We start from the raw sequence: 25,182 nt of genomic DNA on the forward strand, positions 1-25,182 counted from the left end.
AACGGATCAAACGTAGCATTGCGTTAGCCATAACTGATTGGGGAAAATTCCGCTTTGCAGGTGGCAGAAGTCGGAAACCTAGCGTCAGGCGCGTTGCGTCATTAACGGAACTGACAGCTTGCCGACCATGCACGGAGCGCGCGGGACATTAACGCAGTTCAAATTTTGGCGCGCGAAAGCTTCAGAAGCGCTGCTGAATACCCGCGGTGACACCTGCCTGCGTATCCGCCGTGCCGGTCAGATCGCGCGACACACTCACCGAGTTGCCGTGCTTCGCCATCGCATAGCCACCCGCCAGATACAGCGACGTGCGTTTCGACAGGGCGTACTGTGCGCGCAACGAGAACAGCGTCGGATCGGCATCGCTCGCGTCCTTGATGTTCTGGTGATAGATCGCGGCGGTCAGCGTGAGCATCGGCGTTGCCTCGTACTGGCCGCCGATCCAGTACATGTCGCTCCGTAGCGCCGGCGCGGCGGTGTGGAACGCGCGCCGGTAGCTTCGATAGCCGGCCATCGCCTTGACCTGGCCGAAGTCATAGCTGACACCTGCGTGCATGCCTTGAATGTAGTCAGTGGTGTCCGCCGGCGTGACGCTGCCGCTTGCGCCGTTCTGCCGGTCGAAAGTCACCACCGCGGCGAACGGCCCGTTTTCGTAGCCGAGACCGAAATCATATTTGGCACTCGTCTTCATGCTGCCGGGCACGTTGCCGAATCCATACATTGCACCGAACTTGAAGCCGGAAAAGGTGCCGTCGTAACGCACCGCGTTGGACGAACGCACGAATATGAGGTCTCGCCGGCCGCCCGTCGCGGTCGACGAGATAACCCACGAATAGTTCGGCGCGTAGCCCATCGGGTCGAACGGCAGGACGTAGTCGAACGTGGTGGTGAAATTGCGGCCGAGCGTGACTTGCCCGAAACGGTTTTTCAGACCGATGAATGCGCGGCGGGCGAAGATCGCACCGGGGCCATCATCGAACTGGCCGTTCATGGTGTTGATGCCGCTCTCCAACTGAAACAGCGCCTTCAGTCCGCCGCCGAGTTCCTCGACGCCGCGCAAACCCCAGCGCGAGGTGTTCCGGGCGCCCGGCACGAGACGCACGGCGTTGCCGCCGGGGCTGGCATGGTTCACGTATTCGATGCCCGCGTCGACGATACCGTAAAGGGTCACGCTCGACTGCGCCTGCGCGCCCCCGGCGGCAAAACCGGCGAATCCGGCGCAGGTCACGCTGAAAGTCGCTTTCTTCATGTTCAAGTTCATCGCCCGTCTCCTTCGGTTGGTTTTTTTGCTTCGGTCCGGTTGCGGCGCGCGCTCAACTCGCCTGTGCGAACGCCCAGCAGTCGTTGGCGGGGAATTCGATCCAGTGCCGGCCCGCCGCGCGCGGCACGTGGCCGAAGGCGCGCAGCCGCAAGCCGCCGCAATGGAACAGGTATTCCCAGCGGTCGCCGAGATACATCGACGTGACGAGTTCGGCTTCGAGCCGGTTCGCACCGGGACCGTCGGCGACCTGCACGCGTTCGAGGCGAATCACGGCATGCGCCTGCTGTCCGGCGGTCAGCGCTTCGCGCGCTTGCGCCTGCAGTTCCCAGCCGTCGCCGGCAAGCGTCACGCGGTCGCCCTCAACCGCGGCCACGCATGCCTCGATGCGGTTGTTGCTGCCCATGAATTCGGCGGTGTAGAGCGAGCGGGGCGCGCCGTACAGTTCGGCGGGCGTGCCTTCCTGTTCGATGCGGCCGTTGCGCAGCAGAAGGATGCGATCGGACATGGCCATCGCTTCGGTCTGGTCGTGCGTCACGCACAACGCCGAAAGGCCCAATGACACGATCAGTTCGCGCAACCACGCGCGCGCTTCTTCGCGCAGCTTGGCGTCGAGATTGGAGAGCGGCTCGTCGAGCAGAATCACCGGCGGGTTGTAGACGAGCGCCCGCGCGACCGCCACGCGCTGTTGCTGACCGCCTGAGAGCTGATACGGATAACGCGCGGCAAGGTGGCCAAGGCCGAGCTGGTCGAGCGCCGCTTGCACGCGCCTTTTCTGTTCGGCGCCGACGACGCGCCGCAGTTTCAATCCATAGCCGACGTTCTCGGCCACCGTGCGATGCGGCCACAGCGCGTACGACTGGAACACGAGTCCGAGCGAGCGCTGCTCGACCGGCAGATCGACACGCGTGGCGTCGTCGAAAAACGCCTTGCCGTCCAGTTCGATGCGACCCGCCGACGGTTGTTCGAGTCCGGCCACCGCGCGCAGCAGCGTGGTCTTGCCGCTGCCCGACGCGCCGAGCAGGCAGACCACCTCGCCGGGGTTCAGCTCGAATGACACGCCGTTGAGAATCGGGTTGTCGCCGTAGCTGAGAAAGAGATTGTCGACCTTGAGCTTATCCATGCAATTTCACTCCGAAGCGCAGCGCGACGCCGAGTCCGGCGCCGACCATCGCGATGTTGATGACAGAAAGCGCCGCAACCTGATCGACCGCGCCGGTCGCCCACAGCGACACCAGCAGCGCGCCGATCACTTCGGTGCCGGGAGAAAGCAGATAGACCGCGGTCGAATACTCGCGCTCGAAGATCATGAAGATCAGCAGCCACGCCGCGAGCAAACCGAAGCGCACGAGCGGCAGCGTCACATCGAGACTCACGCGTGCACGCGTGCCGCCAGCGCTGCGTCCCGCTTCTTCGAGCTCGGGGCCGACCTGCAACAGCGCGCTCTGAATCAGACGCATGCCGTAGGCGAGCCACACGACCGTGTACGCGATCCAGATGCTCCACATGGAGTTCTTCAGTTCCTTCAGGCCGGGCACGAAGAGAAAGATCCACAGGAAGGCGAGACCGGCGAGCAGCCCCGGCACCGCGCGCGGCAACAGCACGAGGTAATCGAGCAGACGCGTGGCCCAGTCGTTGCGGCGATGGCCGGCAAATGCCACCAGCGAATAGAAGCCCACCGCCAGCGCACCGCCGATCACGCCGATGCCGAGCGTGTTCAGAATCGCGCGCACCAGGGTGTCCTGCTCGAACAGTTCGGCGAAGTTGGCGAGCGTGAGAACGTCGCCGAGATGCACGCCTTGTCCCCAGTTGGTGACGAACGCGCGCAACGTGATGCCGGAGATCGGCACGAACACCGTCAGCAGCAGCCACAGCGCGACGATCGCGAGTGCGATCCAGCGCCACGCGCCGAGCGGCAGTACAGCCTGACGTCCCGCCTTGCCCTTGACCGTGACGAATCGATTCGCACTCTTCAGCAGCCGGCGTTGCAGCAGCACGAGCGGGAACGTGATCGCGACGATGCACATCGCGACCGCGGCCATCAGGTGATACGAGGGAATGCCGAGTTTGTTGGTGAGCTTGTAGAGATACGTGGCCAGCACGAGGTGCCCTTCGGGATCGCCGAGCACGAGCGGCAGGCCGAACACTTCGAAGCCGAGGAAGAACACCAGCACGCCGGCGAACAGCAGCGCGGGCAGCGTCATCGGCAGGCTGACGTCGAGCGCGACGCGAAACGGCCGCGCGCCGGCGACACGCGCCGCTTCCTCGACGTCCGAGCCGAGATTACGCAGCGCCGCCGACGAATACAGGTACACGTGCGGCACATGCGTGAGGCCGACGATCACCGTGATGGCGAACACCGAGTAGACGGTCCACGGCGCTTCGGCGGTGGCGAACAGCTCCATCCACCAGACCGAATAAAAGCCGACCGGGCCGGCCGCGACCACATAGCCGAACGCGAGCACCATCGGCGAGACGAACACCGGCGTGAGCAGCAGCGGTTCGAGCCAGCGGCGGCCGGGCAGGTCGGTGCGCACCATCAGGAACGCGAGAATGCCGCCGAGCGGAATCGAGATGAACAGCATTCCGGCTGCGATGACAAATGAGTTTTTCAGTGCCGACCAGAAGTCCGGGTCGCTGAAAATGAATTCGAAACCGCTGAGGCCGAAGGCGCGCTTCGCGTCGAAGAACGGTGCGTTCAGCACGCTCTGCAGCAGGATGAAGCCGAGCGGCAGCGCCACCGCCACGGTTAGAACCGCGATGACGAGCCAGCGCAGCAGCCCCATGAACGGCTGAAGTGCGCCGGGCGGTATCGCGCCGTTGGAGCGGCCGTTTGCCGCGTGCGGTAGCGCGGCGCGATGTCCGGTTGCGCTGGTGGAAGGCATGAGGGTCCCCCTGCGGCACACTGGCCGCATATCGACAGGTCTGGAAAGAAGGGCCGCCGCGCGTGTCAGCGCGGCCGCTTGGGTGTCAAACGCGAACGGCTAGCGCCTGATGGACTGTTGCCACTGCTTGAGGAATTCGAGGCGCTTCGACTGATCGAGATAGACCAGCAGTTCCGCGCCGATAGGGACTGGTTTAAGCGAGTTGCCGAGTTGCTTCGTGAGGGCCGCCATCGACGTTTCGCCTTCCACATCGCCGCGAATCGAGAACAGACCCGCCTGATTCGCCAACAGCGTCTGGCCGCGTCGCGAGAGCAGATAGTCGACCCACAGCTTCGCGGCGTTCGGGCTTTGCGCTTTCTTCGAAATCGTCACGAGCCGGCTCGCCACCAGCGTGTAGTCTTTCGGGTAGACATAACCGATAGATGGATCTTTCTTCGCCTTGATGACCGCGTACGAGCCGAGAATGTTGTAGCCGATCAGGTTCTCGCCCGAGGAGATGCGCTCCATCATCGCGCCCGTGCTCGATTGCAGCTTCGGGCCGGTGGCGCCCATGGCCTTGACCAGATTCCACGTGACCTGCGGGTCGACGCGTACGTCCTGGGTCAGATAGTTGAAGCCGACGCCGGACTTTTCGATGTCGTAAGTGGTGACGCGGCCTTTGAACCTGTCGGGTTTGGCTTGCAGCAGTTTGATCAGATCGGCGCGCGTTTGCGGCACCTCGCCGGCCGGCATGAGGCGTTTGTTATAGACGATCGCGAGCGGCTCGTACGTGGTGCCGTAAGCCTGCTTCCGGTACTGCGCCCACTGCGGCAACTGCTTCGCTTCGGGGGATTCGTAAGTGGTCATCAGGCCGTCGTTGACGAGCTTGATCTGCAGGTCCATGGCCGAGCTCCACAGCACATCGGCGCTCACGCTGCTGGCCGCGTTTTCGCTGATGTAGCGGTTGTACAGCTCGGTGGTGTTCATGTCGTTGTATTCGACTTTGACGCCGTAGAGGCTTTCAAAATCCTTGATGAGTGGACGTACCAGCGCGGTGTCCGTGACCGAATAGACGATCAGCTTTCCTTCCTTTTTCGCGCCGTCGACCGTGGCCTGGTAGTCAGTGGGATAGCCGGGTGGAATGGCCGCCCACGCTGAATTCGTTGCGAATGCGACAGCGACAGCCAGGGCCTTGAAGTTGATTTGCACGTCGTCCTCCAGATATCTCGATGTTGGTTTTGTGTAGGCGAATGAATACAGTCCGATCCTGTCCCGCCTGGTCACCGACGCGCTGACCAGCGACACTGACAGTCGACTACCCGTGCTGATACTGAGCGCGCACGGCTCGGTGGGAGAGCGCATGGTCTCGATCTGAGCGCCGACGACTGTTTTCGCCACACCATTCTCTCTCACGGAAATGGATGCGCGCGCACGTGTGCTACTACGTCGCAGCCGTGGCGATATCGATGTCGAGAAGGATAGGGTGCCTAACGATTGCGGGCGAAGGGGCATTGAAGGCAGCTGAATCGCGCTGTGCAGCAGGCGGGGCGCATCGCGGCCATTGCTCTTGTAGTTGCGGCTCGATGCGGACAACGGCTATTGACTCAAGCTTGTGGCGCTGCTGCTGCATAAGGTCGCACGCGGCGTGACGCTCCACCGCTTGCGGGTGGTGCGCTCGCCTGGTATCAATCCCGGTTTCGAGCTGGACGTGCGGGGCGACGTGACAGGCCGGATCGATCTGCTGGCGGAACGGGGCGGCTAGCTGAGCGATTACGCCATGCGGCGTCATTCAGCCGCTTGACTACTCGATCACTCAACCGGTCAACCACTCAGCGGCGAATCGGAAAGCGCTGTGCATAAGCAGTGGGTGACGTATCTTCGCGCCACGTTTCGCCGTCGATCAAGACCTGAGAGGCGCCTTTTTCCGGCACGGCCACGTTCACAGCGACGGCCGCCTCGCGATACAACTGCGTCTGGTTGATCCGCGCGGCGACGTCCGCATAATCCGCACGCGCGTCGATCATGCCCCATCGTTCGAATTGCGTGAAAAACCACGCACCTTCGAATGCATGCGGGTAGTTGACCGCGCCATTGTCGAAGAAGCGTATGGGCAAACCGCCCGGCGCGGAAGCGGCAATCTGGTCGCCCAAACGTGCCGCGATCAACGCTTCATCAATGCCTACATACTCGGACCGCGCAAGCCAGCGTGCGATTTCCTCGCGGTGTCCCGCGCCGTCGAGCCAGCGGCATGCTTCGAGCATGGTCTGCACGAGCGCGCGCGCGGCATTCGGATTCGCGCTGACAAAATCGCGGCGGCACGCCAGCACTTTGTCGGGATGATCCGGCCACACGTCGCTCGTATAAGCCATCGTTCTGCCGACGCCTTGCGCTTCTGCCTGCGCGTTCCAGGGCTCGCCGACACAGAGGCCGTCGAGTTTGTCTTCGGCGAGCGCCGCGACCATTTGCGGCGGCGGAATCGCCACGCTCTCGATCTCGCGCAACGGATCCACGCCTTGCGACGCAAGCCAGTAGTACAGCCACATCGCATGCGTGCCGGTTGGGAAGGTTTGCGCGAAGACGGGTTTGCGGCCGAGCGTGGCGAGCGCCCTGGGTAGCGTGCCGCGTTCGGCGAGCGCATCGGCGAGACGGTTCGATAGTGTGATGGCCTGGCCATTGCGGTTAAGCACCATCAGCACCGCCATCTCGGTTTGCGGTCCGCCGAGGCCTAGCTGCACGCCGTAGACGAGTCCGTAGAGCGCATGGGCCGCATCCAGATCGCCCGACAACAGTTTGTCGCGCACGGCGGCCCATGAAGGCTGACGCGACAGCTCCAGCGTCAGGCCGTGCGCATGGCCGAATTCGAGCAGCTTGGCGGCGACGAGCGGCGCGGCGTCCGAAAGCGCCACGAAACCGAGCCGCAAATGAGTCTTCTCGAGCTGTCCCGATGCGGACGTGGTGGCGAGTGAAGTAGGAGAGTTCATGGACGGCGCTTCATTTGAGCGAGTCAGCCGCCGCGACAATGGCGCGCGCGATCTCGGCGAGTTTGACGCCCTGGTTCATCGCGCGTTTGCGCAGGCTGGCGTAGGCGGCGTGTTCGGTGATTTTCTGCTGATCCATCAGGATGCGTTTGGCGCGATCGATCAGCTTGCGCTCGGCGAGTTCGTTCTCCACTTGCGCGAGACGTTCGCGCAACTGCGATTCCTGCGCAAAACGCGCGAGCGCGACTTCGAGGATCGGCGCGAGACGCTCGGTCGCGAGACCTTCGACGAGATAGGCCGTGACGCCCGCGCCGACGGCGTCGCGAATCAATTGCTGGTTGGCGTCGTGGCTGAACATCAGCACCGGACGCGGCGCGGTGGCGTTCATCACGGCAAGCTGTTCGAGCGTGTCGCGCGACGGCGATTCGGTATCGATGATGATGACGTCCGGCCGGTCGCTCTGCACCACGCGATGCAGCGCTTGCGGCGTCGCGGTGCCCGCCAGCATCTCGTAGCCGAGGCGGGCAAGGGCGTCGCGAAGGTCGCCGATGGGCTTATCGGTGTCGGTTACGAGGAGAACGCGCAGCATGGAGTGGGGTTTTATCGACGGCTAGCCTTGTATAAAGCAACGGCTATGCCAACCAATACGCGCGAAGGTGAAACGAAAGCAGGCACGGACTTAGCGGCCGCTTAGACCGCCACGGCTGCACCTGCGTGGGGCGCGTCCGGTCGACGCACCGAAGCGGCGCATGGGGGCGCCGCTCATTTCATCGGCGCCACGTGCTGTAACTGCGGGGCGAGAACAGAAAACCGACGGCGATCATTGCGACGACGCAGCCGGCCAGCATGATCCATGCGCCGCCGAAGCTCCCGCTCCAACCTCGCACGAGGCCGGCCACGACCGGCGCGATAGCCGCCACGATGAAGCCGACGCCCTGCGTGAACGCGATCAGCTTGCCGGCCACACGATGGTCGGCCGAATGATCCATGGCGGTCACTAGCGTCAGCGAAAAAGTCCCGCCGAGTCCCGCGCCTGCCACGCCGACCCACAGCAAGGGTGCGGCGTCGGGCCAGACGATCAAGCCAAACAAACCGGCCAGTTGCGCGGTCAGGCCGAGCGTGAGCCACGGCCGGCGATCGCGGAACGACGCCGCGGCGAGCGGCAGCAACAGAGCCGCGGCGGCCTGGAACACCGTCATGCCTGCCAGCAGCGAACCGCTTGCCGCGACGCTCACGCCGCGTTGCTGGTAAAACGCCGGCAGCCACGCGACCAGACTCGTATAGCCGCCGTTGACGATGCCGAAGTAGAGGCCGAGCGTCCACGCGCGCCGCGTGCGCCATAGCGAAAGGGGGACGGCATGCGTGGACGCAGCGTGGGCGGCGGCGCCGTTCGACGGGGACTGCCGGTTCAATGCCCACCAGCACAGCAGCGCGACGCAAGCCGGAAGCGCCCACACCGCGAGCCCCGCATGCCATGACTGCGCCGCGCGACTCACCCACGGACTCAAACTCGCGCCCAGGCCGCCGCCGCCCATGATCGACGCGGAGAACACGCCCATCGCGAGCGGCACGCGCGCATGAAAGCGCTGCTTCATCAAGGCGGGCAGCAGCGCCTGAATCGCCGCGACGCCCACGCCGGCGAGCAACGCCGTGGCGAGCAGCGCCGCGCCGGTCGACGCGGTCCACCGCGCCGCGCAAGCCAGCGCGATGGCCAGCAAGCCGAGCGCGACACCGCGTGTTTCGCCGACCGTGCGGGTCAACGCGCCCGCACCGAATGCACCGATGCCCATCGCGACGACCGGCAGGCTGGTCAGCAACGACGCGCCGTAGAAGCTGAGGCCGGTTGCGGCGCGGATCGTCGTCATCAAAGGACTGATCGATGTGAGCAGCGGACGCAGATTGATGCCGATCACGACGATCGCCGCCAGCCAGACGACGTCCTGCCACCGTAGTGCCGCGGTGGCGTGGTGAGCGGGAGCATGGGTCGGATTGGCGCTGGAGGGCGGAGTCACTTTGGTCCTGGTGGAGAGGGATGGGCGGCGTGAAAAACCGTGCAAGGCGCTTTTTTGGTCAACCATAATATCAAGAAATGGTTAACCATTTTCGTGATGACCGGTATAACGCGAGACGCTTTTGCGGACGCTCGCCGCTCTCCTTCCATCCGGATAGCACTGCAGATACCGCGTGATCAGCCGGGTGGCCTCGCCGACGAGCGCTGCAAACGCTTCGTCCGGGAGACGTTCGGCATGGTGTACGACACGCTGTGTGCGTCAGCGCCTCGATCGACGTTACGCACACGTACGTCGTAAGCTCGAGGCCGACTAAAGCATTCGTGTTGCCTTGGCTGGCGACTTTCCATGGGCAGGATATGCTGTCGGTTGTCAGCAAAATCACGATGCACGATGAAAACCAGTTCGAAAGGCGGCCTTGTCTATTCCACCGAAAACGGCCGCATGTGTCCCGAATGCAGCCGGGCGCTCGCGCAATGTGTCTGCAAGACGATCGCCAGGACACGAGCGGCGGGTGACGGCATGGTGCGAGTGTCTCGCGAGACCAAGGGCCGAGGCGGGAAAAGCGTGACGCTCGTGAAGGGGCTCGCGCTCGATCCTCTCGCCTTGGCCTCGCTAGGCAAGCAGTTACGCACGGCCTGCGGTTCTGGCGGTACGGTTAAGGATGGCGTGATCGAAGTGCAGGGCGATCATTGCGAACGGGTGATCGAGGCGCTAAAGAAGGCCGGCCATCAGGCGAAGCGGGCTGGGGGTTAAGCTCGACCCTTGAACGTCTCCCTGCAAAGCGGCTTTCTCAATGGGAGCGCGACTGACGGCCGGAGCCGCTGCCGCTAGAATGCCTGCCGACATCGCTCCATTCCCGACTACTGAATTCATGGCTCCCCGTCCCCGCCCTTCGTCGCCTGCCGACACCGAAACGCCTATTCAAGCCGCAAGCGACGACGACGCGATCAGCGTCGAAGAGCGCATTTATGCGTCCATCACCGCGGCGTTGTTGCAAGGGCGCCTGCGGCCGGGCGCGCAACTCGTCGAACGCGATCTCGCCGCCGCGTTCGGCTGCACGCGCGGCGCGCTGCGCAAGGTGCTGGCGCGGCTAGGCTTCGAGGGCAAGCTCGTGCTGGAGGCGAATCGCGGGGCGTTCGTGCCGTCGCCGTCGGAAGAGGACATTCGCCAGGTGTATCGCGCGCGGCAGATCGTCGAGGCGGGCATCGTTGCCGCTTTGTGCGGGGCGTTGAGCGCGCCGCACAAGCGGAGCCTGCGCGCGCACGTGCGCAGCGAGGAGAAGGCAATGAGAGCGGGCGCGGTCGAAGAATCCGTGCGCCTTGCCGGCCAGTTTCATGTGCTGCTGACGGAGCTGGCCGGCGGCACGGAATTGCTCGGGCTGGTCGGGCAACTGGTCGCCAAGACCGAGCTGTACAAAGCGCTCTTCGACCCGTCCAAGGGCTCGACCTGCTCCGCGGATGAACACACGCAAATCATCGACGCACTCGACGCGGGCGACCTCGACGTCGCCCTGTCGGCGATGCGCGAACATCTTGCGGAACTGGAAGAGCGGGTAATCGAGCAGGTGCGCAAAAGCGCCGCTGGAGAAGATCTCGGGGCGGTGTACGGACTTTAAGCGTGCGTATGGAGGAGGCGAGACGGCTGCGAAGCGCCTGCTGGCAGTGGAAAGCGCCAGTGCTTGAGAAATCCGGGCAAAACCCGGCTGCGACAAAGCGATGCCGCAGCGCGCCGCTCAGGCTCGAGTGAATGGATCAGCGAGTCAAGCCGGAGAAGGCGCGCGAATGGCTTCGCGTACAACTCAATCGCAATGGATCACGCCAGGACCGTGCGGGGCGCGGTCAGCGTGCCGCCAGCCTTAACGGCGACGGAATTGCGTGTTGCGAGCACCGCCGCCACCGGTGGCGCGCTCGTCTTTGTGACGGAAATTGATCCGGCCTTTGGTCAGATCGTAGACCGACAGTTCCAGCGTCACGCGGTCGCCCGCGAGAATACGGATGTGGTTCTTGCGCATGCGTCCGGACGCGTAAGCGCCTACCACGACGCCGTTGTCGAGCGTCACGCGGTAACGGCTGTCCGGAAGTACTTCGTCGACGATACCGTCAAGTTCAAGCAGTTCTTCTTTCGCCATGCATAACTCCTGGTCGATGGGATAAGGGGTGTTGGTCGCCCACGCCGGGCAGCACAACATCAGATGGGGGCAAAAGCGGGCTTTTCGAGCCCGCCGTACTGCGGTATCGGCCTATGTGCCGATAGTACCGCTCAAAGATCGGCGACGGACTGGCCGTCTACGCGGCCGTCGATCAATTGTTCGGCGTGGGCCATGCACGCAATGCGCGCCTTGCCCGTGCCGTCGAACGGAAACAGGTACTGCAGACGGAACACACGCCCGTCGGCCGCCGCATTGGCGCCCACGCGGCAGATGCGCACCGACGCGTCGTAGCCGGCGTCCGGATTGCGGCTCGCCTGACCGTCCGCCGGGCGGCGCGGATAGACGAGCGGGTGAATTTCATAACCCTTGTACGTCTTGACAACTGAATTCATGAAGCACGTGTCCTGTAATACGTGGCCGACGTGTCACGCGTGTTACGCGCGGCACGACAGGCCGGGCAGCGCTGCACCTTGGGGCGCGCCGCCATGGAAAAAGGTTGGCACAGGCCCGATGGCAAGGGCTTGAGCGCGACCGCGCAAAAATCGCGGGTTCGATGGAGAAGAAACACGCTGATGTCGCGCAGACACCGGGCGCGTAAAACTGAACACTCAGCTGCACGACTCGCGACGGCGAATGCTTGCGACGCATTGCCGGAGTGACGGGATCGCCGGCGGGCGGCGGTCGAACAGTCGGGGGTGGTGCGCAGACGCCGGTTCGAGACTATCCGGAGTTGCCTGATGTTGCCTGCTAATGCGAATGCGGGGCACAGCTATTCCAATATGATGCACTAAATGGGGCTAATTGGATAGCAAAAAGTTCCAGGCAGGGGCAAACCGCCCGGCGGGCGGGGCTTCGAGGGCGGCCCAGTGGTCGCGGCCGGCATGCCGGGGCATGAGCGGCACGCCGGGTGAAGGTTGCGCCGTCATGGCGCGGGCACGGGACGATCAACAGACTCGTGCGTCAGCGGGAAGTTTCGGCGACACGCTTCTGCAGCTCGCGCGACGCCGCCAGCGGAATGCGGGCGTCGTCCCAGCCGGCCAGCCATTCGACTTCCTTCGATGTGAAAATCTGTCCATGATTGCGCAGCGTGTACTGCAGCGAATCGATGATGTGATTGCGGATGATTTCCGGCGTGCCTTCGTCATCCAGCACGGCGCGAAACGCTTCAAGCGTGGCCATCAGTTGCTCCGTGAAATAGATAGGTCTTTTATCGCACGAAAAAAAATCGCTCGCCAAGCGGACAAAATTCGCCGCGTAAAGAAGCGCATCGGCGTTCGTTTTTTTTCAGGCGCACCGGCGCCATGGTCGCCGGGCTCGGGCCGGGTGGCTACAATGGCGAGTTGCCGCATCCTTCGAACATTGCGACTGCCCATGCGCAACCCAAACGTGTCTCCCGTGAAAGACCTGCTGCTCGAGCGCTACGCTCCCATCGCCGACGGCATCGCGGCGCTTTTCTACCCGTGTGCCGAAGTGGTGATTCACGACCTGCGCGACCAGACTATCGCCTATCTCGTGAACAACCTGTCGAAGCTCGAAGTCGGCGGCCCGTCGGTGCTTGACGAAGTCCATTACGCAGCGCGCGGCCAGACCATCGGCCCGTACGAAAAGCTCAACTGGGACGGCCGGCGCATGCGTTGCGTGAGCAACATCCTGTTCGACGACGACGGCAAGCCGGCGGGCATGCTGTGCATCAACTTCAATATCGCGGTGTTCGAAGATGTGCGCTCCACGCTCGATCTGTTCATCAAAGGCGGCAATCTGACAGACGCGCCCGCGGAGGAACTGTTCCGCGACGACTGGCAGGACCGCATCAACACGTATCTGCACACGTGGCTGCGCGAGCGGCAGATCGGCATCAATGCGCTCACGCGCGAGCACAAGCGGGAAATCGTCGAGGCGCTGCACGCACAGGGCGCGTTTCGCGGCCGCAGTTCCGCGAACTACGTGGCCGCCGTGCTGACGATGGGGCGCGCCACGGTTTATAAGATCCTCAAGCAGATGAAAGAGAGCGGCTGACGGCTCGGCCGTTGCCGTGCTTAACGGTCGAGATGGATCGATTCAGGGAGAACGGAATGGTGCGATACCGGCATTACAAAGGCGGGATTTACGAACTGGTTTGCGAGGCCACGCTCGAGTCGGATCCGACGGTCACGATGATCGTCTATAAAGCGAGCAATGGTACGATCTGGACGCGTCCGGCTTCGGTGTTTTTCGAAATGATCGAAGTGGACGGCGCCAAGGCGCCGCGCTTCGCGCCGATCGACTAGTCAGTATCAACAACGGGAAATCCGCATGCGCCTACTGCTTGCCATCATTCTGCCGTGGTTCCAGTTCTTTACGATCGGCCGCCCGTTTGCGGGCATCATCTGCCTGATCCTGCAAATCACGTTGATCGGCTGGATTCCGGCCGCGATCTGGTCGGTGTATGCGCTCAGCCAGTACAACACCGACAGGAAAATTGAGCGGGCGATGGGGAATGGGCGGTAAAGGGTGACCTATTACGAACACCCGGCCGCAACGTGAAGTCCGTATGGATACCGTAGCCAGCAATCGCGCCAGGAAAAACGCCGACATCCAGTGTCTTCGTGCGATCGCGATTATCTTCGTGATGTTGCAGCACTATTGGAATCGTCTGCCGGCGCCGGCGCTGTATCACAAGTTGTTCGACTTCATGACGCCGTGGGCAGGCGTGGATCTGTTCTTCGCGATCTCCGGATTCCTCGTATGCAAGACGTTGATCGAGCATCTGGCGCGTGAACCGAGGGCGTTTGCCTTTGCAAACTTCTGGCGCAGACGCTGCGCCCGATTGCTCCCGGCACTGGTGTTCTGGGCCGCCGTTTCGATCGCCGTGGGCGCGCTCGTGGGGACATCGGCGGTCACGGGCGCATGGGACGCGTCGAAGGGCGCGCTGGCGGGCATTTTCGGCGTTGCCAACCTCTATTGGACCTATTGCGCGCAGCACGGCATGACCCGCTGCGTTCAGGCGGATTACAACAGTCACTTCTGGTCGCTCGCGCTCGAGTGGCAGTTGTACATACTGCTCGCCTTGCTCGTCGCCTTTTTCCGGCTGAGAACGGCAATGGCAATATTTGCGGTGATTGCCCTGATCGCCTCGAGCTTTCCGGCGCCGAACTTCAGCTATGCATGGTCTTTACGTCCTCAGGCATTCTTTCTCGGCGCCCTCATCTTCGTTGTTGTGCGGGCGCATCCAGGATTGTTGATTGGTCGCACGGTTCAAAGTACCTGGTTCAGACGCTCAGCGCTGTTTGTCGGGCTGCTCATGACGTTTTGCGCGCCCAACTATCTGCAGGAGCCGTACGTGATACCGACGGTGAGCGCCGGTGCGGCGATCGCTTTGTTCTCGACGCTGAGTGTGGGGTTGACCTATCCCACGCTCGTGTCGCGTGTGCTCGAATGGATTGGCGAGCGTTCCTATTCCATTTACCTGTGCCATTTCTCCGTCATCTTCTGCTTGCGAAAGCTGACAGCCGCCATGCCGGGATTCGCAAACCTGTCGTCCGCGTGGACCTTCTTGCCCTGTGCGTTTGCTTTGGTGTTCATCTCTTTTGTGGCCGCGGACTTCAGCTATCGAAAGATCGAACTGCCGATGATCAAGCGCTTCTCGTGGAAAAGGAAGGCGCAAGCGCTGGACGGCCAGCCTCGTTTGTCCGACAAGGCCACGCGCTGATTCGAAGGGGCGTGGCGCGGACCGAGACGGCGGGCACGCCGCCAGCGCGTGCTGCAGGAGGCAATGGCGCAGATGTCGTATTACGTCGGCGTAGCGTCCGGCACATCGATAACCAGATCGGTCTCGGCGACCGCGACACAAGGCAGGATAAAACCTTCCGCCTTTTCCTCCTTGCTCAGTCCGGGCCATTCGATCGTGTAAGAGACCGTGCCGCTCACCAGACGGCAGATGCACGTGCGGCACGTCCCATTCCGGCATGAGCGCGGCAAACGCAGATTCGCAAAGCCGGCGGCTTCGAGAATCGTCAGCGAATCGGGTGCCTCGAAGCTGCAGCCGAGCGGCTCGACGCGAACAAGGGGCGGGCGGGTGGAGTCGGACATCGTGTGAGTCTGTGACGGAGTGCGCCACACTTTACACGTTGCCGCTTCAGTTGCCTTTCCTGCCGCGTCTTCAATGAGTCGAACCGTTGCGCCGCAAATACCGGTACACCGTATTGCGCGCGAGGCCCAGTTCGCGCGCCGCCGCCGACACGTTGCCGTCGAGCCGTTCGAGCGTTTGCGCGATCAGCGTGGCCTGCCATGCCTCCATCTTGCTGGTCGCCGGCTGCCCTTGCGTTTGCGCCGCTGCGCGGACCTCATCGCGGAACTCGGAACCCGCACGCGCCGCCAGCGAGTCCGCGCCTGGCTCAGCCACGGTGGCGATGCAATCCTGCAAGAAGTCCTCGGGCAAATCATCGAGTTCGATCTGATCCGCGCCTTCGGCCATGATGCTCGCGGTGCGCAACACGTTGGCCAATTGGCGCAGATTGCCCGGCCAGCGGCATTGCGCGAATCGTTCGAGTACTTCGGCGGACACGCGCCGTGGCAAGCGTTCGCCGTCGGGCTGCAACTCCAGCATGCGCGCGACGAGCGCGCGAAGATCGGTGCGTTCGCGCAGCGCCGGCAAGGTCAGGACGAGCCCATTGATCCGGTAATACAGGTCTTCGCGGAACGTGCCCGCTTCGATCATCTCCCGCAGGTTGCGGTGCGTTGCGCAGACAATGCGCAAATCCACCGGAATCGCCCGCGTCCCGCCTAGCGGCACGACGTTGCGCTCCTGCAGCACGCGCATGAGGCGCACTTGCTGGGCGAGCGGCATGTCGCCGATCTCGTCGAGGAACAGCGTGCCGCCGTCGGCCTGCACGATCTTGCCGACGCTGCCGCGTTTCTTCGCGCCGGTGAACGCGCCGTCTTCGTAGCCGAACAACTCCGCCTCGATCAGCGTGTCCGGCAACGACGCGCAATTCAGTGCGACAAAGGGCGCGGCCCGGCGCGGTGAATCGTGATGGATGGCGCGCGCGAGCCATTCCTTGCCGGTGCCGGTCTTGCCGAGCACGAGAATCGGAATATCGCGGCCACGCAGTTTGGCAACGCGCCGCAGAATCGCGGCGACTTGCGCGTCGCCGGTGTCGAGCGTTTCGAGCGTGGCCAGCGGCGCGGGATCGATGCAGCGGGGCGCAAGACGCGCGTCGCTGGACAACGGCGCACGTGATGTGCCGGCGAGACTCTCCGACGGCGCGACATAGCGCGTCAGCGTATTTTCGCCCCGCGCCACCACGCGCACGCCGCTTGGCAGCGTCAACAGAATGTTCTCACCAGGCGCACGCGCGATCTGCTGCAACATCCTCGAGAAGGCCACGCCGAACAGCGCATCGAACGGTTGCCGTTGCAGTTCGGCGAGCGGCTGCCCAAACTGAAACAGCGCACTGCGATTGGCCGATAGAAACGTGCCGTCCGGCGCGAACGCCGCGAGCCCTTCGAACAGCGTGCCGATGAATTCCGCGCGCGCGTGAAAGTGCACGCGGATCGCGTCGACGAATTGATTGGAGAACAGATGATTTTCGATCATCTGCGCCGACATCCTCACGAGCGCGAGCGTGTGCTTGTGAAAACCGCGCGTGTCGCCGCTCACGTCGAGCGCGCCGATCGTGCGCCCGAACGGATCGGCGATCGGCGCGCACGAACAGGTGAGAATCCGGTTGGCGTGCAGAAAATGTTCGCCCGCATGCACGACGGTTGGCTGTCCGTCGACGAGCGCGGTGCCGATCGCATTGGTGCCGCGATCCGCTTCGGCCCACGACACGCCCGGACACAGCGCGACGCGATTGGCTTTCTCGACGAAGTCGCTGTCGCCGAGACTGTGCAGGATCACGCCGTGATTGTCGGTGAGCAGCACCATGCTTTGCGTATCGACGATCTGCGCGTGCAGCGTCTCCATGACGGGAAGCGCATGCGTAAACAGCGATTGATTGCGCTCGACGAGCTCACGCAGCGCCGGCCGCGGCAGCGGATGAAAGTCCGGTGTCTCCGACGCGCGCAGGCCGATTTCGAGCGAGCGGGCGTGAGCTTGCGCGAGGACATCGGGCCGGCCGATAGCGGGCGGCGTGGCGGAACGTTGGGTCAAGGCATGTCTCCGGTGAAACGGACACGGCGGGTACGTTGCCCTCCGCTCTATGCCGCAGCGCAACATGCGCGCTCGCGGCCGAACACCGATATTACAGGACGAAACGCGCCGCGCGCGGCAGCGAAAAAACGGAAACGCTAGGGGCGCCATGCCTCAAAAAAACGCGCACGGCACCAAAATCAGGCAAACGGAAAGGAAAACTTGCGCCGTGGCCGAACTCGTCTAAAGTGAATCAAATCACCTCCGCAGGCCGCGAACTATTCCGCGCCGCAATCAGGTGACGAGCCCGCGTCGTCAGCATTGGACAAGGAGGTTGGCGCTAGCGACGCGATCAGACGCAACCGGCGTGCGCACTACCAGGCTACACCACGCGCAGCACCTACCTTCCAGGTGAACACCCATGCAGATCCTATTCCCCAATGAAACTCCTGAATATTCAGGTCGCGAACTCACCTTGGCGTTCCCGGCGATGGTCGATGGGCAGAGGGTGGAATGCATGATCACGGCGGAGGCACTGGAAGACCACTACGGCGCCGCATCGCCGCGTCTGGAGGACATGGTCGGCGCATTCGACACGCATCGCGCCCGGATCGAAGCGGCCACGCGGCGTCTGATCTCGGAAACGAGAGCGCAATGTCTCGTTCTGAGAAGCGGCTACGTGCGCTTCTACGAGGCCAACTGGCGTAATTGACTGAGGGCGTTTCCCGCCTCCGGCCGGTCGACGCCGCGAGCAGGACAGCCGCGCAAGAAGCAGAAGTCCGGGAAACTCACGCGCGGCATCGAACTTTCAAAATTCAAACCGTCCGCGGCTAGCCATGCCGCTCGTGCGCGAATGCGAATGTGAGCGCGCTTGCGCTCAAATCATCCGCCGCAGCGTCCGATCCTTGAGCACCACGTGATGCGCGATCGCCGCCAGCGCGTGCAAGCCGATCACCCAATAAAACGCATTGCCGAGCCACTCGTGCGCCGTCTTGAGCAACGGACGCGCGACAGGATCCGCGCCGACCAGCGTGTAGTCGATGTTGACCCACGCCAGCGTGACCGGATGTCCGCCGGTGTTGATCATCAGAATACCGAGCAGCGGCTGCGCGAAGATGAAAATGTACAGAGCGAGATGCGCGGCCCGCGCCAGAAACGCCAGCAGCCGGTTGCTGTCCACTTCGGCGGGCGCGCCGGCCCACAGTCGCCATACGAGACGCAAACAGGCCAGCCCGAGCACTAGCGTGCCGCACCAGAAATGCACGCTGCTCCAGAGCGCGCGGCTGTCGCTACCCTTGGGCCCGCGAATCTCGATCGCGAGGTAAGCCAGCGCGATCAGCAGAAACATCGCCCAGTGGAAGAAAATAGCGGGCGCCGTATAGCGGTCCGAGGTGCGGCTGTAAGACATGTAGGGAACTCCCGTGTCCAGGTCGATCGTTTTTATGAATCACCGGATGATAAACGGTGCCCGACCGGAATGGGCACCGTCAATAAAACCGTCGTTGATCCAGACCCGGGTTTGGCCGACGAGCGTCCGCGCCGCGCCTACTCGCTGCCGAGATAGAAATACCGGAACAGGAAAATCGCCGCGATGATCCATACCACCAGCTTCACTTTGCGCGCCTGGCCGGTCAACAGTTTCAGGCCCGCATACGAAATGAAGCCGAATGCGACGCCATTGGCGATCGAATAGGTGAAGGGCATCAGCAGGGCGGTGAGCGCGGCCGGCACGACTTCGGTGGCGTCGTCCCACGGCAGGTCGAGCATTTCGCGCAGCATCAGGCACGACACGTACAGCAGCGCCGGCGCGGTCGCATAACCGGGCACCACGCCGGCCAGCGGCGCGAAAAACAGTGCCGCGAGGAACAGCACGGCTACGGTGATGGCCGTCACGCCCGTGCGCCCGCCGGCTTGCACACCCGACGCGCTTTCGATGTACGCCGTGGTCGACGAAGTACCCAGCATCGAGCCGGCCAGAATGGCGGTGCTGTCGGCGAGCAGCGCGCGGTTCAGCCGATGCATCTTGCCTTCCACCAGCAGCCCGGCGCGATTGGCCACGCCCATCAGCGTGCCGGTCGCATCGAACAGTTCGACGAGGAAGAACACGAGGATCACGTTGAGCACACCGCCCGACAGCGCGCCGCGAATGTCGAGCTGGAACAGCGTCGGCGAAATGGACGGCGGCGCGGAGACGATGCCGTGAAACTGATTGCCGCCGAAGAAGAAGCTCAGCACCGTCACGCCGACGATGCCGATCAGGATCGAGCCGCGTACTCGCAGATGGTCCAGCGTGACGATCGCGAAGAAGCCGATCACCGCGAGAATCACGTGCGGATTGTGCAGGTCGCCGAGCGTCACGAGCGTGGCGGGACTACCCACCACCACGCCGGCCGACTTCAGCGAAATGATCGCGAGAAAGAGGCCGATACCGCCGGTGATGGCAATGCGTATCGAATGCGGAATGCCGTTGACGATCACTTCACGCACGCGGAACAGCGTGACGATCAGGAACAGGCAGCCGGAAATGAACACCGCGCCGAGCGCGGCCTGCCAGGTGAACCCCATGCCTTTCACGACGGTGTACGCGAAGTACGCGTTCAGGCCCATGCCCGGCGCGAGCGCGATCGGATAGTTCGCGTAGAGACCCATGATCAGCGAGGCGAGCGCGGCCACGATGCAGGTCGCGACGAACACCGCGTCCTTCGGCATGCCGGCGTCGCCGAGAATCGCCGGGTTGACGAAGATGATGTAGGCCATCGTCAGGAAGGTGGTCAGTCCGGCGAGCACTTCGGTGCGCAGGTTGGTGCCGGCGGCTTCGAAGCCGAAGTAGCGTTGTATGGAGTCCATGAGGCGGGTCTCTCGTCGTTCAGAAAGCGTTTGTTGTGATTGGGGCGGCGAAGGCGCCGTGTCGCCGGAGTGGCGGGCGCTATGGCTACGGCCGGATTGTAGTCAGGATCGGCGGCGGCGTGCCGCATTGTGTGACCTGGCGGCCGTGTAAAAGCTCATTCGACGGGTGGTTCGTCGGGAGATTGTGGCGCCGATGCATCAGGCTGCGGTCATTGGCGCGCCAGCCAGCGGTCCAGTTCGCCCGCGAAGCTTTTGCTGTCGCGCTGACTGAAGGCCGAAGGCCCGCCGGTATCGACGCCGCTGCTGCGCAACTGGTCGAGCATCGAGCGCATGCGCAGCCGTTCTTCGATCGTGCCGGGCGTGTACCAGTTGCCGCGCGGATCGAGCGCCTGCGCGTTTTTGGCCAGCACGGCGGCGGCGAGCGGAATGTCGGCGGTAATCACGAGATCGCCCGCGGCGACGCGTTCGGCGATGAGGTCGTCGGCGGCGTCGAAGCCGGCCGGCACCTGGATCGCGCGGATCAGCGGCGAAGGCGGCACGCGCAAAAACGAATTGGCGACCAGCGTCAGCGACGTGTTGGTGCGGCGCGCGGCACGGTACAGCATGTCCTTGATCACGACGGGACACGCGTCGGCATCAACCCAGATTGACATGGTTCGGATTCCGGCAGCGGGTTGTCGAAGGGGCGAGATGATACCTTGCCAGCGCACGGGGTGGCGCGGCAAGCCAATTGACGATGTTGCGGCAAAAAGGGTAAGGCGGAGAAAGCCGGAAAGGCATGCGGGCCGAACCACGCCCGCGACCGTTGCAGTCGCAGGCAGCGCCGCACGCCGCGCGGTGGCTCGCGTTACTGCGTCATCGTCCCGCCCGATTCCTGCGCCCGGCGTGCCGCGACGATGCGGCCCGCGCGCTGCGCATTCTCCGGATAGTTGATCCAGTCGAGCGGATCGTAGCCGGCGGCACGCCATTCGGTCAGATCGGCCTTCACCTGGGCGCGCGTTTTCGGCGCCGACGGATCGTAAGGCCGCGCCGACTGCGCAAACGCGGTACTCATACTCACGGCGGCCAACAGCGCGCCGAATCCAGCTAGAGAAACAATTTTCATGACGAGCTCCTGTGGAGCGGTTAAAAACGACCCCGGCATTTTAGTTTTGGTATGCATTTCAAGTAAGGCGATTGAAGGCAATGCACCATTTCGCCCAGTGAATCAAACCGGGCTCAATGATTCTGTGGTTCACGGCGCCGACGGCTTGCTGAAACGGTCCAGGACAGCGCTCAGCAGGTCGATCGGCAGCGGGAAGACGATCGTCGAGTTCTTGTCGGCGGCGATCGTCGTGAGGGTTTGCAGGTAGCGCAACTGCATCGCCTGAGGCTGGCGCGACAACGTCTGCGCCGCTTCCAGCAGGTGTTGGGATGCCTGCAGTTCGCCTTCCGCGTGAATCACCTTGGCGCGCCGCTCGCGTTCGGCTTCGGCCTGGCGGGCAATCGCGCGGATCATCGTTTCGTTGATATCCACGTGCTTGATTTCCACGATCGACACCTTGATGCCCCACGCGTCGGTCTGGGCATCGAGCACTTTCTGGATATCGGCATTGAGCTGCTCGCGGTCCGCCAGCAATTCGTCGAGTTCGTGTTTGCCCAGCACCGCACGCAAAGTCGTCTGCGATAACTGGCTGGTCGCCTCGAAGTAACGTGCCACCTGGATCACCGCTTTCTCCGGATCCACCACGCGGAAATACACCACGGCGTTGACCTTCACCGAGACGTTGTCGCGCGTGATCACGTCTTGCGGCGGCACGTCGAACACGACGGTGCGCAGATCCATGCGCACGGCCTGCTGCACGATGGGGATGATCAGCACGAGGCCCGGCCCCTTGACCTTCCAGAAACGCCCGAGCATGAACACGACGCCGCGTTCGTACTCCCGAAAAATCCGTATCGATGAGGCAACCAGCGCGGCCGCCAGCAGAATCAGAATGCTGCTAAAGCCGAATGTGAAACCGATCATGAGCTTTCTCCTTGTTGTCGTGCTTCCGCGGGCACCACGGTCAGCGTCAGGCCGCGCCGCGCGGTGACGCGCACCGCATGGCCCGCCGCGACCGGGGCCGTGCTGGACACCCGCCAGCGTTCCCCATGCACTTGTGCCCAACCGGCGAGCGCGCCGTCCGCCGTGAGGTCCGCCGGCGACAGGCCGCCGTCGAGCACCACGCCGACGCTGCCGATCATGGCTTCCGAACCCGTCACCACCGGACGGCGGCGCGCGCTCAGCGCGAGCCGCGACACGCCCAGCACGAACACCACGCTGAACACGGTCACGGCGGCGATCATCGGCAGCGGGATGCCGTATCCGGGCACGTCGGTGTCGATCAGCATCAGCGCGCCGATCACGAACGCGACCACGCCGCCGAAGCCGAGCGAACCGAAAGTCGGCAGAAACGCCTCGCCGATCAGGAAAGCGATGCCGAGAAAGATCAGACCGAGGCCGACGTAGTTGATGGGCATCATCTGCATGGCGAAGAGGCCGAGCAGCAGGCTGATCGCGCCGACCACGCCGGGCAGGACGAAGCCCGGATTGGCGAATTCGAAGAACAGGCCGTACATGCCGATCATCAGCAGGATCAACGCGACGTTGGGATCGGTGATCACGGCGAGGAAGTGGCTGCGCCAGTCGACTTCGAGCGTCACGATCGGCGCGCTGGCCGTGTTGAGTTTGACGTTGCCGGCGCTGGTGACGAGCATGCGGCCGTCGAGCTGGCGCAGCAGGTCGGGCACGTCGCGCGCATTCAGATCGACGACGTGTTGCGCGAGCGCGTCCGCCGCCGACAGGCTGACGGCTTCGCGAACGGCGCGCTCGGCCCAGTCGGCGTTGCGTCCGCGCATCTGCGCGAGGCCGCGGATATAGGCGGCGGCGTCGTGGACCTGCTTGCGCATTTCGGTCGATTGGGTGTCGAGCGGCAGGGCGCTGGCGGAGCCGGTGGGCGCGGATGCCGCGGGTTTCGTTGGGTTGCCGACGCCGCTATCGCCAGCGTTACCCCTGCCCGGATTACCGCCGACACCCGGCAAGCCCGGCGTTCCGCCGCCTCCCGGCGGCTCCGCGCCGCCGATGCCCATCTGGATCGGCGTCGCCGCGCCGAGATTGGTGCCCGGCGCCATCGCCGCGATATGGCTTGCGTAGACGATATACGTGCCGGCGCTCGCGGCGCGCGCGCCACTCGGCGCGATGAAGGTGGCGACCGGCACCGGCGAGCCGAGAATCGCCTTGATGATCTGCCGCATCGACGTGTCGAGCCCGCCCGGCGTATCCAGTTGCAGCACGGCGAGTTGCGCGCGATCGTCAACCGCCCGCTGCAGGCTGCGCACGATGAAGTCGGCGCTGGCCGGACTGATCGCGCCGTTCACCGGAATCACGATGACGCTATTAGGGGCGACGGCGGCGCGCAGCGTCACATTCGATTCGCACGACGCGAACCCAAACGCCAAAAGCACGCCGAGCACGGTCATGCCGCGCATCAACCGGCCCACCATATCGCCACGGATAAGCGACGTGCGCGAGCCGGACTGCCGGAACGGGAGACGTGGATACGTGCTCATCGCTGACGGCTGCCGCGCCCTGCCGACATGTATCGGCCGGCGCGGGCCGATACCCCAAAAGAAGGCTGGCCTGCTCCTTACAGCTTAGTCCGATTCCGCCTTGCGCGTGAAATCCGCGCGTGCCGGCCGGTAGTCGGTCGGCCGCATGCCGGTCCACTTGCGAAACGCGCGATGAAACGCGCTCGGTTCGGCAAACCCGACAGAGGTCGCGATGTCGGCGATGGTGCGATCGGTGTCCTGCAGTTCACCGATCGCAATGTCGCGCCGCAGGTCGTCCTTGATCGACTGATACGTATAGCCTTCCTGTTTCAAACGCCTGCGCATGGTGGCCTCGGCGACGTGCAGGCGTTCGGCCATCTGATCGGCCGCGGGCCAGCCGGCCATCGGCGTGGCGCGCAGCATCTTGCGCACGCGCGCCGCGAGCGAGCCGGGATTTCGGTACTTGACGATGAAGCTGCCGGGCGCGTCGCGCAGGAAGGGTTTGACCGATTTGGTCGTCTGGATCACCGGCAACTCGAGAAAGGCCGGCGCGAGATCGACGTACGATTCGGCCTGCTCGAAGCTCATGTGATCGCAGAACATCAGCCGGTACTCGTGCGCGGCGGATGGTTCGGCGCAGCGAAAGCGCGCCTCGAGCAGCGGAATGCGCCGCCCGACCAGCCAGCACAACAGCCCGTACACGACGATGAAGTAGGTCGCATAAGCGAACATGGCCGGCGGCGGCGCGCCGGCGTTTTCCACGAAGCGCAGGCGCACGCGCTGCGCATCGGTTTCGATCTGCACGCCCAGGTCGTCCAGCACGAGGCGCATGAAGCCGACCGCGCGCGCCAGCGCCTGCCCGCCGTTACGCGCGGTGAGCGCCGTCTGCGTCATGGCGATGAAGCTGCCGCTTTTCATGCGATGCGAGTCCTGGCCGAAGAACTCGTCGTCCAGCGCGCGGGCAATCGCGGCCCACAGTGCGCCGTATTGCGCCGACGACACGCGGCTTTTCGGCGACGCCAGCATTGGCGCGGCGATGCCGGCGGCTTCGGCAAGCGGCAGCGCGTTGAGGCCGCGCGAGCGCGCCAGCGCGAGCGCTTCCTCGACCATGCTGACGGAAATCGTCCCTTTATCGTTTTTCATGCATATCCGGTCTGACGGCGAAGCTGGCAAAAGCGCTCAGCGTTTTCCTTGTGGCGATTCGGCAAGTGCCTGAAATCATGGGCGTATGTGGATTGATATCGTACCAGCATGGCAAATGCGCTCAGTCAGATTGATCGGGCTGAGCATCGAACCTGCCCGTCGGCTTGCCTACACTGGGCCTCAATCGATCGCGCTCCGCTTGGCCTCACAGACACGAACGTGAGGCGGCGAACCCGCCGCGATCAAACGCAC

At 63.8% G+C, this 25,182-nt stretch carries 27 protein-coding genes; 8 read left to right on the plus strand and 19 right to left on the minus strand.

All coding sequences use genetic code 11. From position 1 onward, the window contains the following. Positions 1-181: 181 nt before the first annotated feature. From B0G81_RS08030 to B0G81_RS08045, 4 genes are all read right to left on the minus strand, one after another. Positions 182-1,261 carry a porin gene (locus tag B0G81_RS08030; RefSeq protein ID WP_134134241.1) on the minus strand — a complete coding sequence of 360 codons (1,080 nt, stop codon included), beginning with the start codon at positions 1,259-1,261 and terminating at the stop codon, positions 182-184. Between the two features lie 52 nt (positions 1,262-1,313). Then, a complete protein-coding gene (locus B0G81_RS08035; protein ID WP_134134244.1) occupies positions 1,314-2,381 on the minus strand; it encodes an ABC transporter ATP-binding protein in 1,068 nt (355 codons plus the stop codon). Next, complete coding sequence (locus B0G81_RS08040) at positions 2,374-4,143, minus strand: iron ABC transporter permease (protein WP_134134248.1); 1,770 nt, start codon at positions 4,141-4,143, stop codon at positions 2,374-2,376. The genes B0G81_RS08035 and B0G81_RS08040 overlap by 8 nt, the downstream gene beginning before the upstream one ends. Positions 4,144-4,242: 99 nt before the next feature. Continuing rightward, entirely contained in the window at positions 4,243-5,331 is a 1,089-nt protein-coding gene (locus tag B0G81_RS08045; protein ID WP_134134254.1) for an ABC transporter substrate-binding protein, read from the minus strand. Positions 5,332-5,734: 403 nt separating this feature from the next. Between B0G81_RS08045 and B0G81_RS43505 the strand changes: the two genes are divergently transcribed. Then, complete coding sequence (locus B0G81_RS43505) at positions 5,735-5,884, plus strand: hypothetical protein (protein WP_166678934.1); 150 nt, start codon at positions 5,735-5,737, stop codon at positions 5,882-5,884. Positions 5,885-5,951: 67 nt separating this feature from the next. Here the strand turns inward: B0G81_RS43505 and B0G81_RS08050 are convergent, their stop codons facing one another. From B0G81_RS08050 to B0G81_RS08060, 3 genes are all read right to left on the minus strand, one after another. Next, positions 5,952-7,103, minus strand: a complete 1,152-nt coding sequence (locus B0G81_RS08050) for a CmpA/NrtA family ABC transporter substrate-binding protein (protein WP_134134259.1) — start codon at positions 7,101-7,103, stop codon at positions 5,952-5,954. A gap of 10 nt (positions 7,104-7,113) precedes the next feature. Continuing rightward, positions 7,114-7,689, minus strand: coding sequence for an ANTAR domain-containing protein (locus B0G81_RS08055; protein WP_134134263.1), 576 nt, complete (start codon positions 7,687-7,689; stop codon positions 7,114-7,116). 178 nt (positions 7,690-7,867) lie between these two features. Next, the gene (locus B0G81_RS08060) at positions 7,868-9,112 is read right to left on the minus strand and encodes a cyanate transporter (protein WP_243856389.1); all 1,245 of its coding nucleotides are present in this window, start codon (positions 9,110-9,112) and stop codon (positions 7,868-7,870) included. Positions 9,113-9,502: 390 nt separating this feature from the next. Between B0G81_RS08060 and B0G81_RS08070 the strand changes: the two genes are divergently transcribed. Beyond that, positions 9,503-9,865, plus strand: coding sequence for a translation initiation factor Sui1 (locus B0G81_RS08070; protein WP_116120657.1), 363 nt, complete (start codon positions 9,503-9,505; stop codon positions 9,863-9,865). Between the two features lie 118 nt (positions 9,866-9,983). Beyond that, the gene (locus B0G81_RS08075) at positions 9,984-10,727 is read left to right on the plus strand and encodes a GntR family transcriptional regulator (protein WP_134134267.1); all 744 of its coding nucleotides are present in this window, start codon (positions 9,984-9,986) and stop codon (positions 10,725-10,727) included. A gap of 240 nt (positions 10,728-10,967) precedes the next feature. On the opposite strand, the gene infA is transcribed toward B0G81_RS08075, so the two are convergent. From infA to B0G81_RS08090, 3 genes are all read right to left on the minus strand, one after another. Then, positions 10,968-11,240 (minus strand): translation initiation factor IF-1, encoded by a 273-nt coding sequence (infA, locus tag B0G81_RS08080; RefSeq protein ID WP_012427521.1) that lies wholly within the window; start codon positions 11,238-11,240, stop codon positions 10,968-10,970. A 131-nt stretch (positions 11,241-11,371) separates the two neighbouring features. Further along, the gene (locus B0G81_RS08085; protein ID WP_106277569.1) at positions 11,372-11,653 is read right to left on the minus strand and encodes a hypothetical protein; all 282 of its coding nucleotides are present in this window, start codon (positions 11,651-11,653) and stop codon (positions 11,372-11,374) included. Positions 11,654-12,221: 568 nt separating this feature from the next. Continuing rightward, complete coding sequence (locus B0G81_RS08090; RefSeq protein WP_106277571.1) at positions 12,222-12,440, minus strand: hypothetical protein; 219 nt, start codon at positions 12,438-12,440, stop codon at positions 12,222-12,224. A gap of 192 nt (positions 12,441-12,632) precedes the next feature. On the opposite strand from B0G81_RS08090, the gene B0G81_RS08095 reads away from it, so the two are divergent. The 4 genes from B0G81_RS08095 to B0G81_RS08110 are packed head-to-tail and all read left to right on the plus strand — an operon-like array spanning position 12,633 to position 14,949. Beyond that, positions 12,633-13,277, plus strand: coding sequence for a PAS domain-containing protein (locus tag B0G81_RS08095; protein WP_106304227.1), 645 nt, complete (start codon positions 12,633-12,635; stop codon positions 13,275-13,277). Between the two features lie 56 nt (positions 13,278-13,333). Then, a complete protein-coding gene (locus B0G81_RS08100; protein ID WP_106277575.1) occupies positions 13,334-13,528 on the plus strand; it encodes a DUF1653 domain-containing protein in 195 nt (64 codons plus the stop codon). A 25-nt stretch (positions 13,529-13,553) separates the two neighbouring features. After that, positions 13,554-13,748 (plus strand): YqaE/Pmp3 family membrane protein, encoded by a 195-nt coding sequence (locus B0G81_RS08105; RefSeq protein WP_106277577.1) that lies wholly within the window; start codon positions 13,554-13,556, stop codon positions 13,746-13,748. A 43-nt stretch (positions 13,749-13,791) separates the two neighbouring features. After that, complete coding sequence (locus tag B0G81_RS08110) at positions 13,792-14,949, plus strand: acyltransferase (RefSeq protein WP_134134272.1); 1,158 nt, start codon at positions 13,792-13,794, stop codon at positions 14,947-14,949. A gap of 80 nt (positions 14,950-15,029) precedes the next feature. On the opposite strand, the gene B0G81_RS08115 is transcribed toward B0G81_RS08110, so the two are convergent. Next, the gene (locus B0G81_RS08115; RefSeq protein ID WP_134134274.1) at positions 15,030-15,329 is read right to left on the minus strand and encodes a 2Fe-2S iron-sulfur cluster-binding protein; all 300 of its coding nucleotides are present in this window, start codon (positions 15,327-15,329) and stop codon (positions 15,030-15,032) included. Between the two features lie 70 nt (positions 15,330-15,399). Next, positions 15,400-17,391 carry a sigma-54-dependent Fis family transcriptional regulator gene (locus B0G81_RS08120; protein ID WP_134134276.1) on the minus strand — a complete coding sequence of 664 codons (1,992 nt, stop codon included), beginning with the start codon at positions 17,389-17,391 and terminating at the stop codon, positions 15,400-15,402. A 400-nt stretch (positions 17,392-17,791) separates the two neighbouring features. On the opposite strand from B0G81_RS08120, the gene B0G81_RS08125 reads away from it, so the two are divergent. Beyond that, entirely contained in the window at positions 17,792-18,082 is a 291-nt protein-coding gene (locus tag B0G81_RS08125; protein ID WP_012427513.1) for a DUF1488 domain-containing protein, read from the plus strand. A 165-nt stretch (positions 18,083-18,247) separates the two neighbouring features. Here B0G81_RS08125 and B0G81_RS08130 read toward each other — a convergent pair whose 3' ends face one another. From B0G81_RS08130 to B0G81_RS08160, 7 genes are all read right to left on the minus strand, one after another. Continuing rightward, entirely contained in the window at positions 18,248-18,778 is a 531-nt protein-coding gene (locus tag B0G81_RS08130; protein ID WP_116120668.1) for a cytochrome b, read from the minus strand. A gap of 137 nt (positions 18,779-18,915) precedes the next feature. Then, on the minus strand, positions 18,916-20,217 hold the full coding sequence (locus B0G81_RS08135) for an NCS2 family permease (RefSeq protein ID WP_134134280.1): 1,302 nt from the start codon (positions 20,215-20,217) through the stop codon (positions 18,916-18,918). Positions 20,218-20,426: 209 nt separating this feature from the next. Beyond that, a complete protein-coding gene (locus tag B0G81_RS08140) occupies positions 20,427-20,870 on the minus strand; it encodes a YaiI/YqxD family protein (RefSeq protein WP_134134284.1) in 444 nt (147 codons plus the stop codon). Positions 20,871-21,064: 194 nt separating this feature from the next. Next, complete coding sequence (locus tag B0G81_RS08145; protein WP_106277590.1) at positions 21,065-21,322, minus strand: DUF4148 domain-containing protein; 258 nt, start codon at positions 21,320-21,322, stop codon at positions 21,065-21,067. A gap of 129 nt (positions 21,323-21,451) precedes the next feature. After that, positions 21,452-22,225, minus strand: a complete 774-nt coding sequence (locus tag B0G81_RS08150) for a slipin family protein (RefSeq protein ID WP_106277592.1) — start codon at positions 22,223-22,225, stop codon at positions 21,452-21,454. After that, positions 22,222-23,808, minus strand: coding sequence for a nodulation protein NfeD (locus tag B0G81_RS08155; protein ID WP_134134287.1), 1,587 nt, complete (start codon positions 23,806-23,808; stop codon positions 22,222-22,224). Before B0G81_RS08155 ends, B0G81_RS08150 begins: the two co-directional genes overlap by 4 nt. A gap of 84 nt (positions 23,809-23,892) precedes the next feature. Next, the gene (locus B0G81_RS08160; RefSeq protein WP_134134291.1) at positions 23,893-24,930 is read right to left on the minus strand and encodes an AraC family transcriptional regulator; all 1,038 of its coding nucleotides are present in this window, start codon (positions 24,928-24,930) and stop codon (positions 23,893-23,895) included. Between the last annotated feature and the right edge of the window lie 252 nt (positions 24,931-25,182).

It is taken from the genome of Paraburkholderia sp. BL6665CI2N2, assembly GCF_004366535.1.
Classification (GTDB): Bacteria; Pseudomonadota; Gammaproteobacteria; order Burkholderiales; family Burkholderiaceae; genus Paraburkholderia.

Excerpts from the sequence above, each read along its gene's own strand:
- B0G81_RS08030 (WP_134134241.1), bottom strand. The coding sequence starts at position 1,261 with ATGAACTTGAACATGAAGAAAGCGACTTTCAGCGTGACCTGCGCCGGA.
- B0G81_RS08035 (WP_134134244.1), bottom strand. The coding sequence starts at position 2,381 with ATGGATAAGCTCAAGGTCGACAATCTCTTTCTCAGCTACGGCGACAAC.
- B0G81_RS08040 (WP_134134248.1), bottom strand. The coding sequence starts at position 4,143 with ATGCCTTCCACCAGCGCAACCGGACATCGCGCCGCGCTACCGCACGCG.
- B0G81_RS08050 (WP_134134259.1), bottom strand. The coding sequence starts at position 7,103 with ATGAACTCTCCTACTTCACTCGCCACCACGTCCGCATCGGGACAGCTC.
- B0G81_RS08055 (WP_134134263.1), bottom strand. The coding sequence starts at position 7,689 with ATGCTGCGCGTTCTCCTCGTAACCGACACCGATAAGCCCATCGGCGAC.
- B0G81_RS08070 (WP_116120657.1), top strand. The coding sequence starts at position 9,503 with ATGAAAACCAGTTCGAAAGGCGGCCTTGTCTATTCCACCGAAAACGGC.
- B0G81_RS08075 (WP_134134267.1), top strand. The coding sequence starts at position 9,984 with ATGGCTCCCCGTCCCCGCCCTTCGTCGCCTGCCGACACCGAAACGCCT.
- infA (WP_012427521.1), bottom strand. The coding sequence starts at position 11,240 with ATGGCGAAAGAAGAACTGCTTGAACTTGACGGTATCGTCGACGAAGTA.
- B0G81_RS08085 (WP_106277569.1), bottom strand. The coding sequence starts at position 11,653 with ATGAATTCAGTTGTCAAGACGTACAAGGGTTATGAAATTCACCCGCTC.
- B0G81_RS08090 (WP_106277571.1), bottom strand. The coding sequence starts at position 12,440 with ATGGCCACGCTTGAAGCGTTTCGCGCCGTGCTGGATGACGAAGGCACG.
- B0G81_RS08095 (WP_106304227.1), top strand. The coding sequence starts at position 12,633 with ATGCGCAACCCAAACGTGTCTCCCGTGAAAGACCTGCTGCTCGAGCGC.
- B0G81_RS08100 (WP_106277575.1), top strand. The coding sequence starts at position 13,334 with ATGGTGCGATACCGGCATTACAAAGGCGGGATTTACGAACTGGTTTGC.
- B0G81_RS08105 (WP_106277577.1), top strand. The coding sequence starts at position 13,554 with ATGCGCCTACTGCTTGCCATCATTCTGCCGTGGTTCCAGTTCTTTACG.
- B0G81_RS08110 (WP_134134272.1), top strand. The coding sequence starts at position 13,792 with ATGGATACCGTAGCCAGCAATCGCGCCAGGAAAAACGCCGACATCCAG.
- B0G81_RS08115 (WP_134134274.1), bottom strand. The coding sequence starts at position 15,329 with ATGTCCGACTCCACCCGCCCGCCCCTTGTTCGCGTCGAGCCGCTCGGC.
- B0G81_RS08125 (WP_012427513.1), top strand. The coding sequence starts at position 17,792 with ATGCAGATCCTATTCCCCAATGAAACTCCTGAATATTCAGGTCGCGAA.
- B0G81_RS08130 (WP_116120668.1), bottom strand. The coding sequence starts at position 18,778 with ATGTCTTACAGCCGCACCTCGGACCGCTATACGGCGCCCGCTATTTTC.
- B0G81_RS08135 (WP_134134280.1), bottom strand. The coding sequence starts at position 20,217 with ATGGACTCCATACAACGCTACTTCGGCTTCGAAGCCGCCGGCACCAAC.
- B0G81_RS08140 (WP_134134284.1), bottom strand. The coding sequence starts at position 20,870 with ATGTCAATCTGGGTTGATGCCGACGCGTGTCCCGTCGTGATCAAGGAC.
- B0G81_RS08145 (WP_106277590.1), bottom strand. The coding sequence starts at position 21,322 with ATGAAAATTGTTTCTCTAGCTGGATTCGGCGCGCTGTTGGCCGCCGTG.
- B0G81_RS08150 (WP_106277592.1), bottom strand. The coding sequence starts at position 22,225 with ATGATCGGTTTCACATTCGGCTTTAGCAGCATTCTGATTCTGCTGGCG.
- B0G81_RS08155 (WP_134134287.1), bottom strand. The coding sequence starts at position 23,808 with ATGAGCACGTATCCACGTCTCCCGTTCCGGCAGTCCGGCTCGCGCACG.
- B0G81_RS08160 (WP_134134291.1), bottom strand. The coding sequence starts at position 24,930 with ATGAAAAACGATAAAGGGACGATTTCCGTCAGCATGGTCGAGGAAGCG.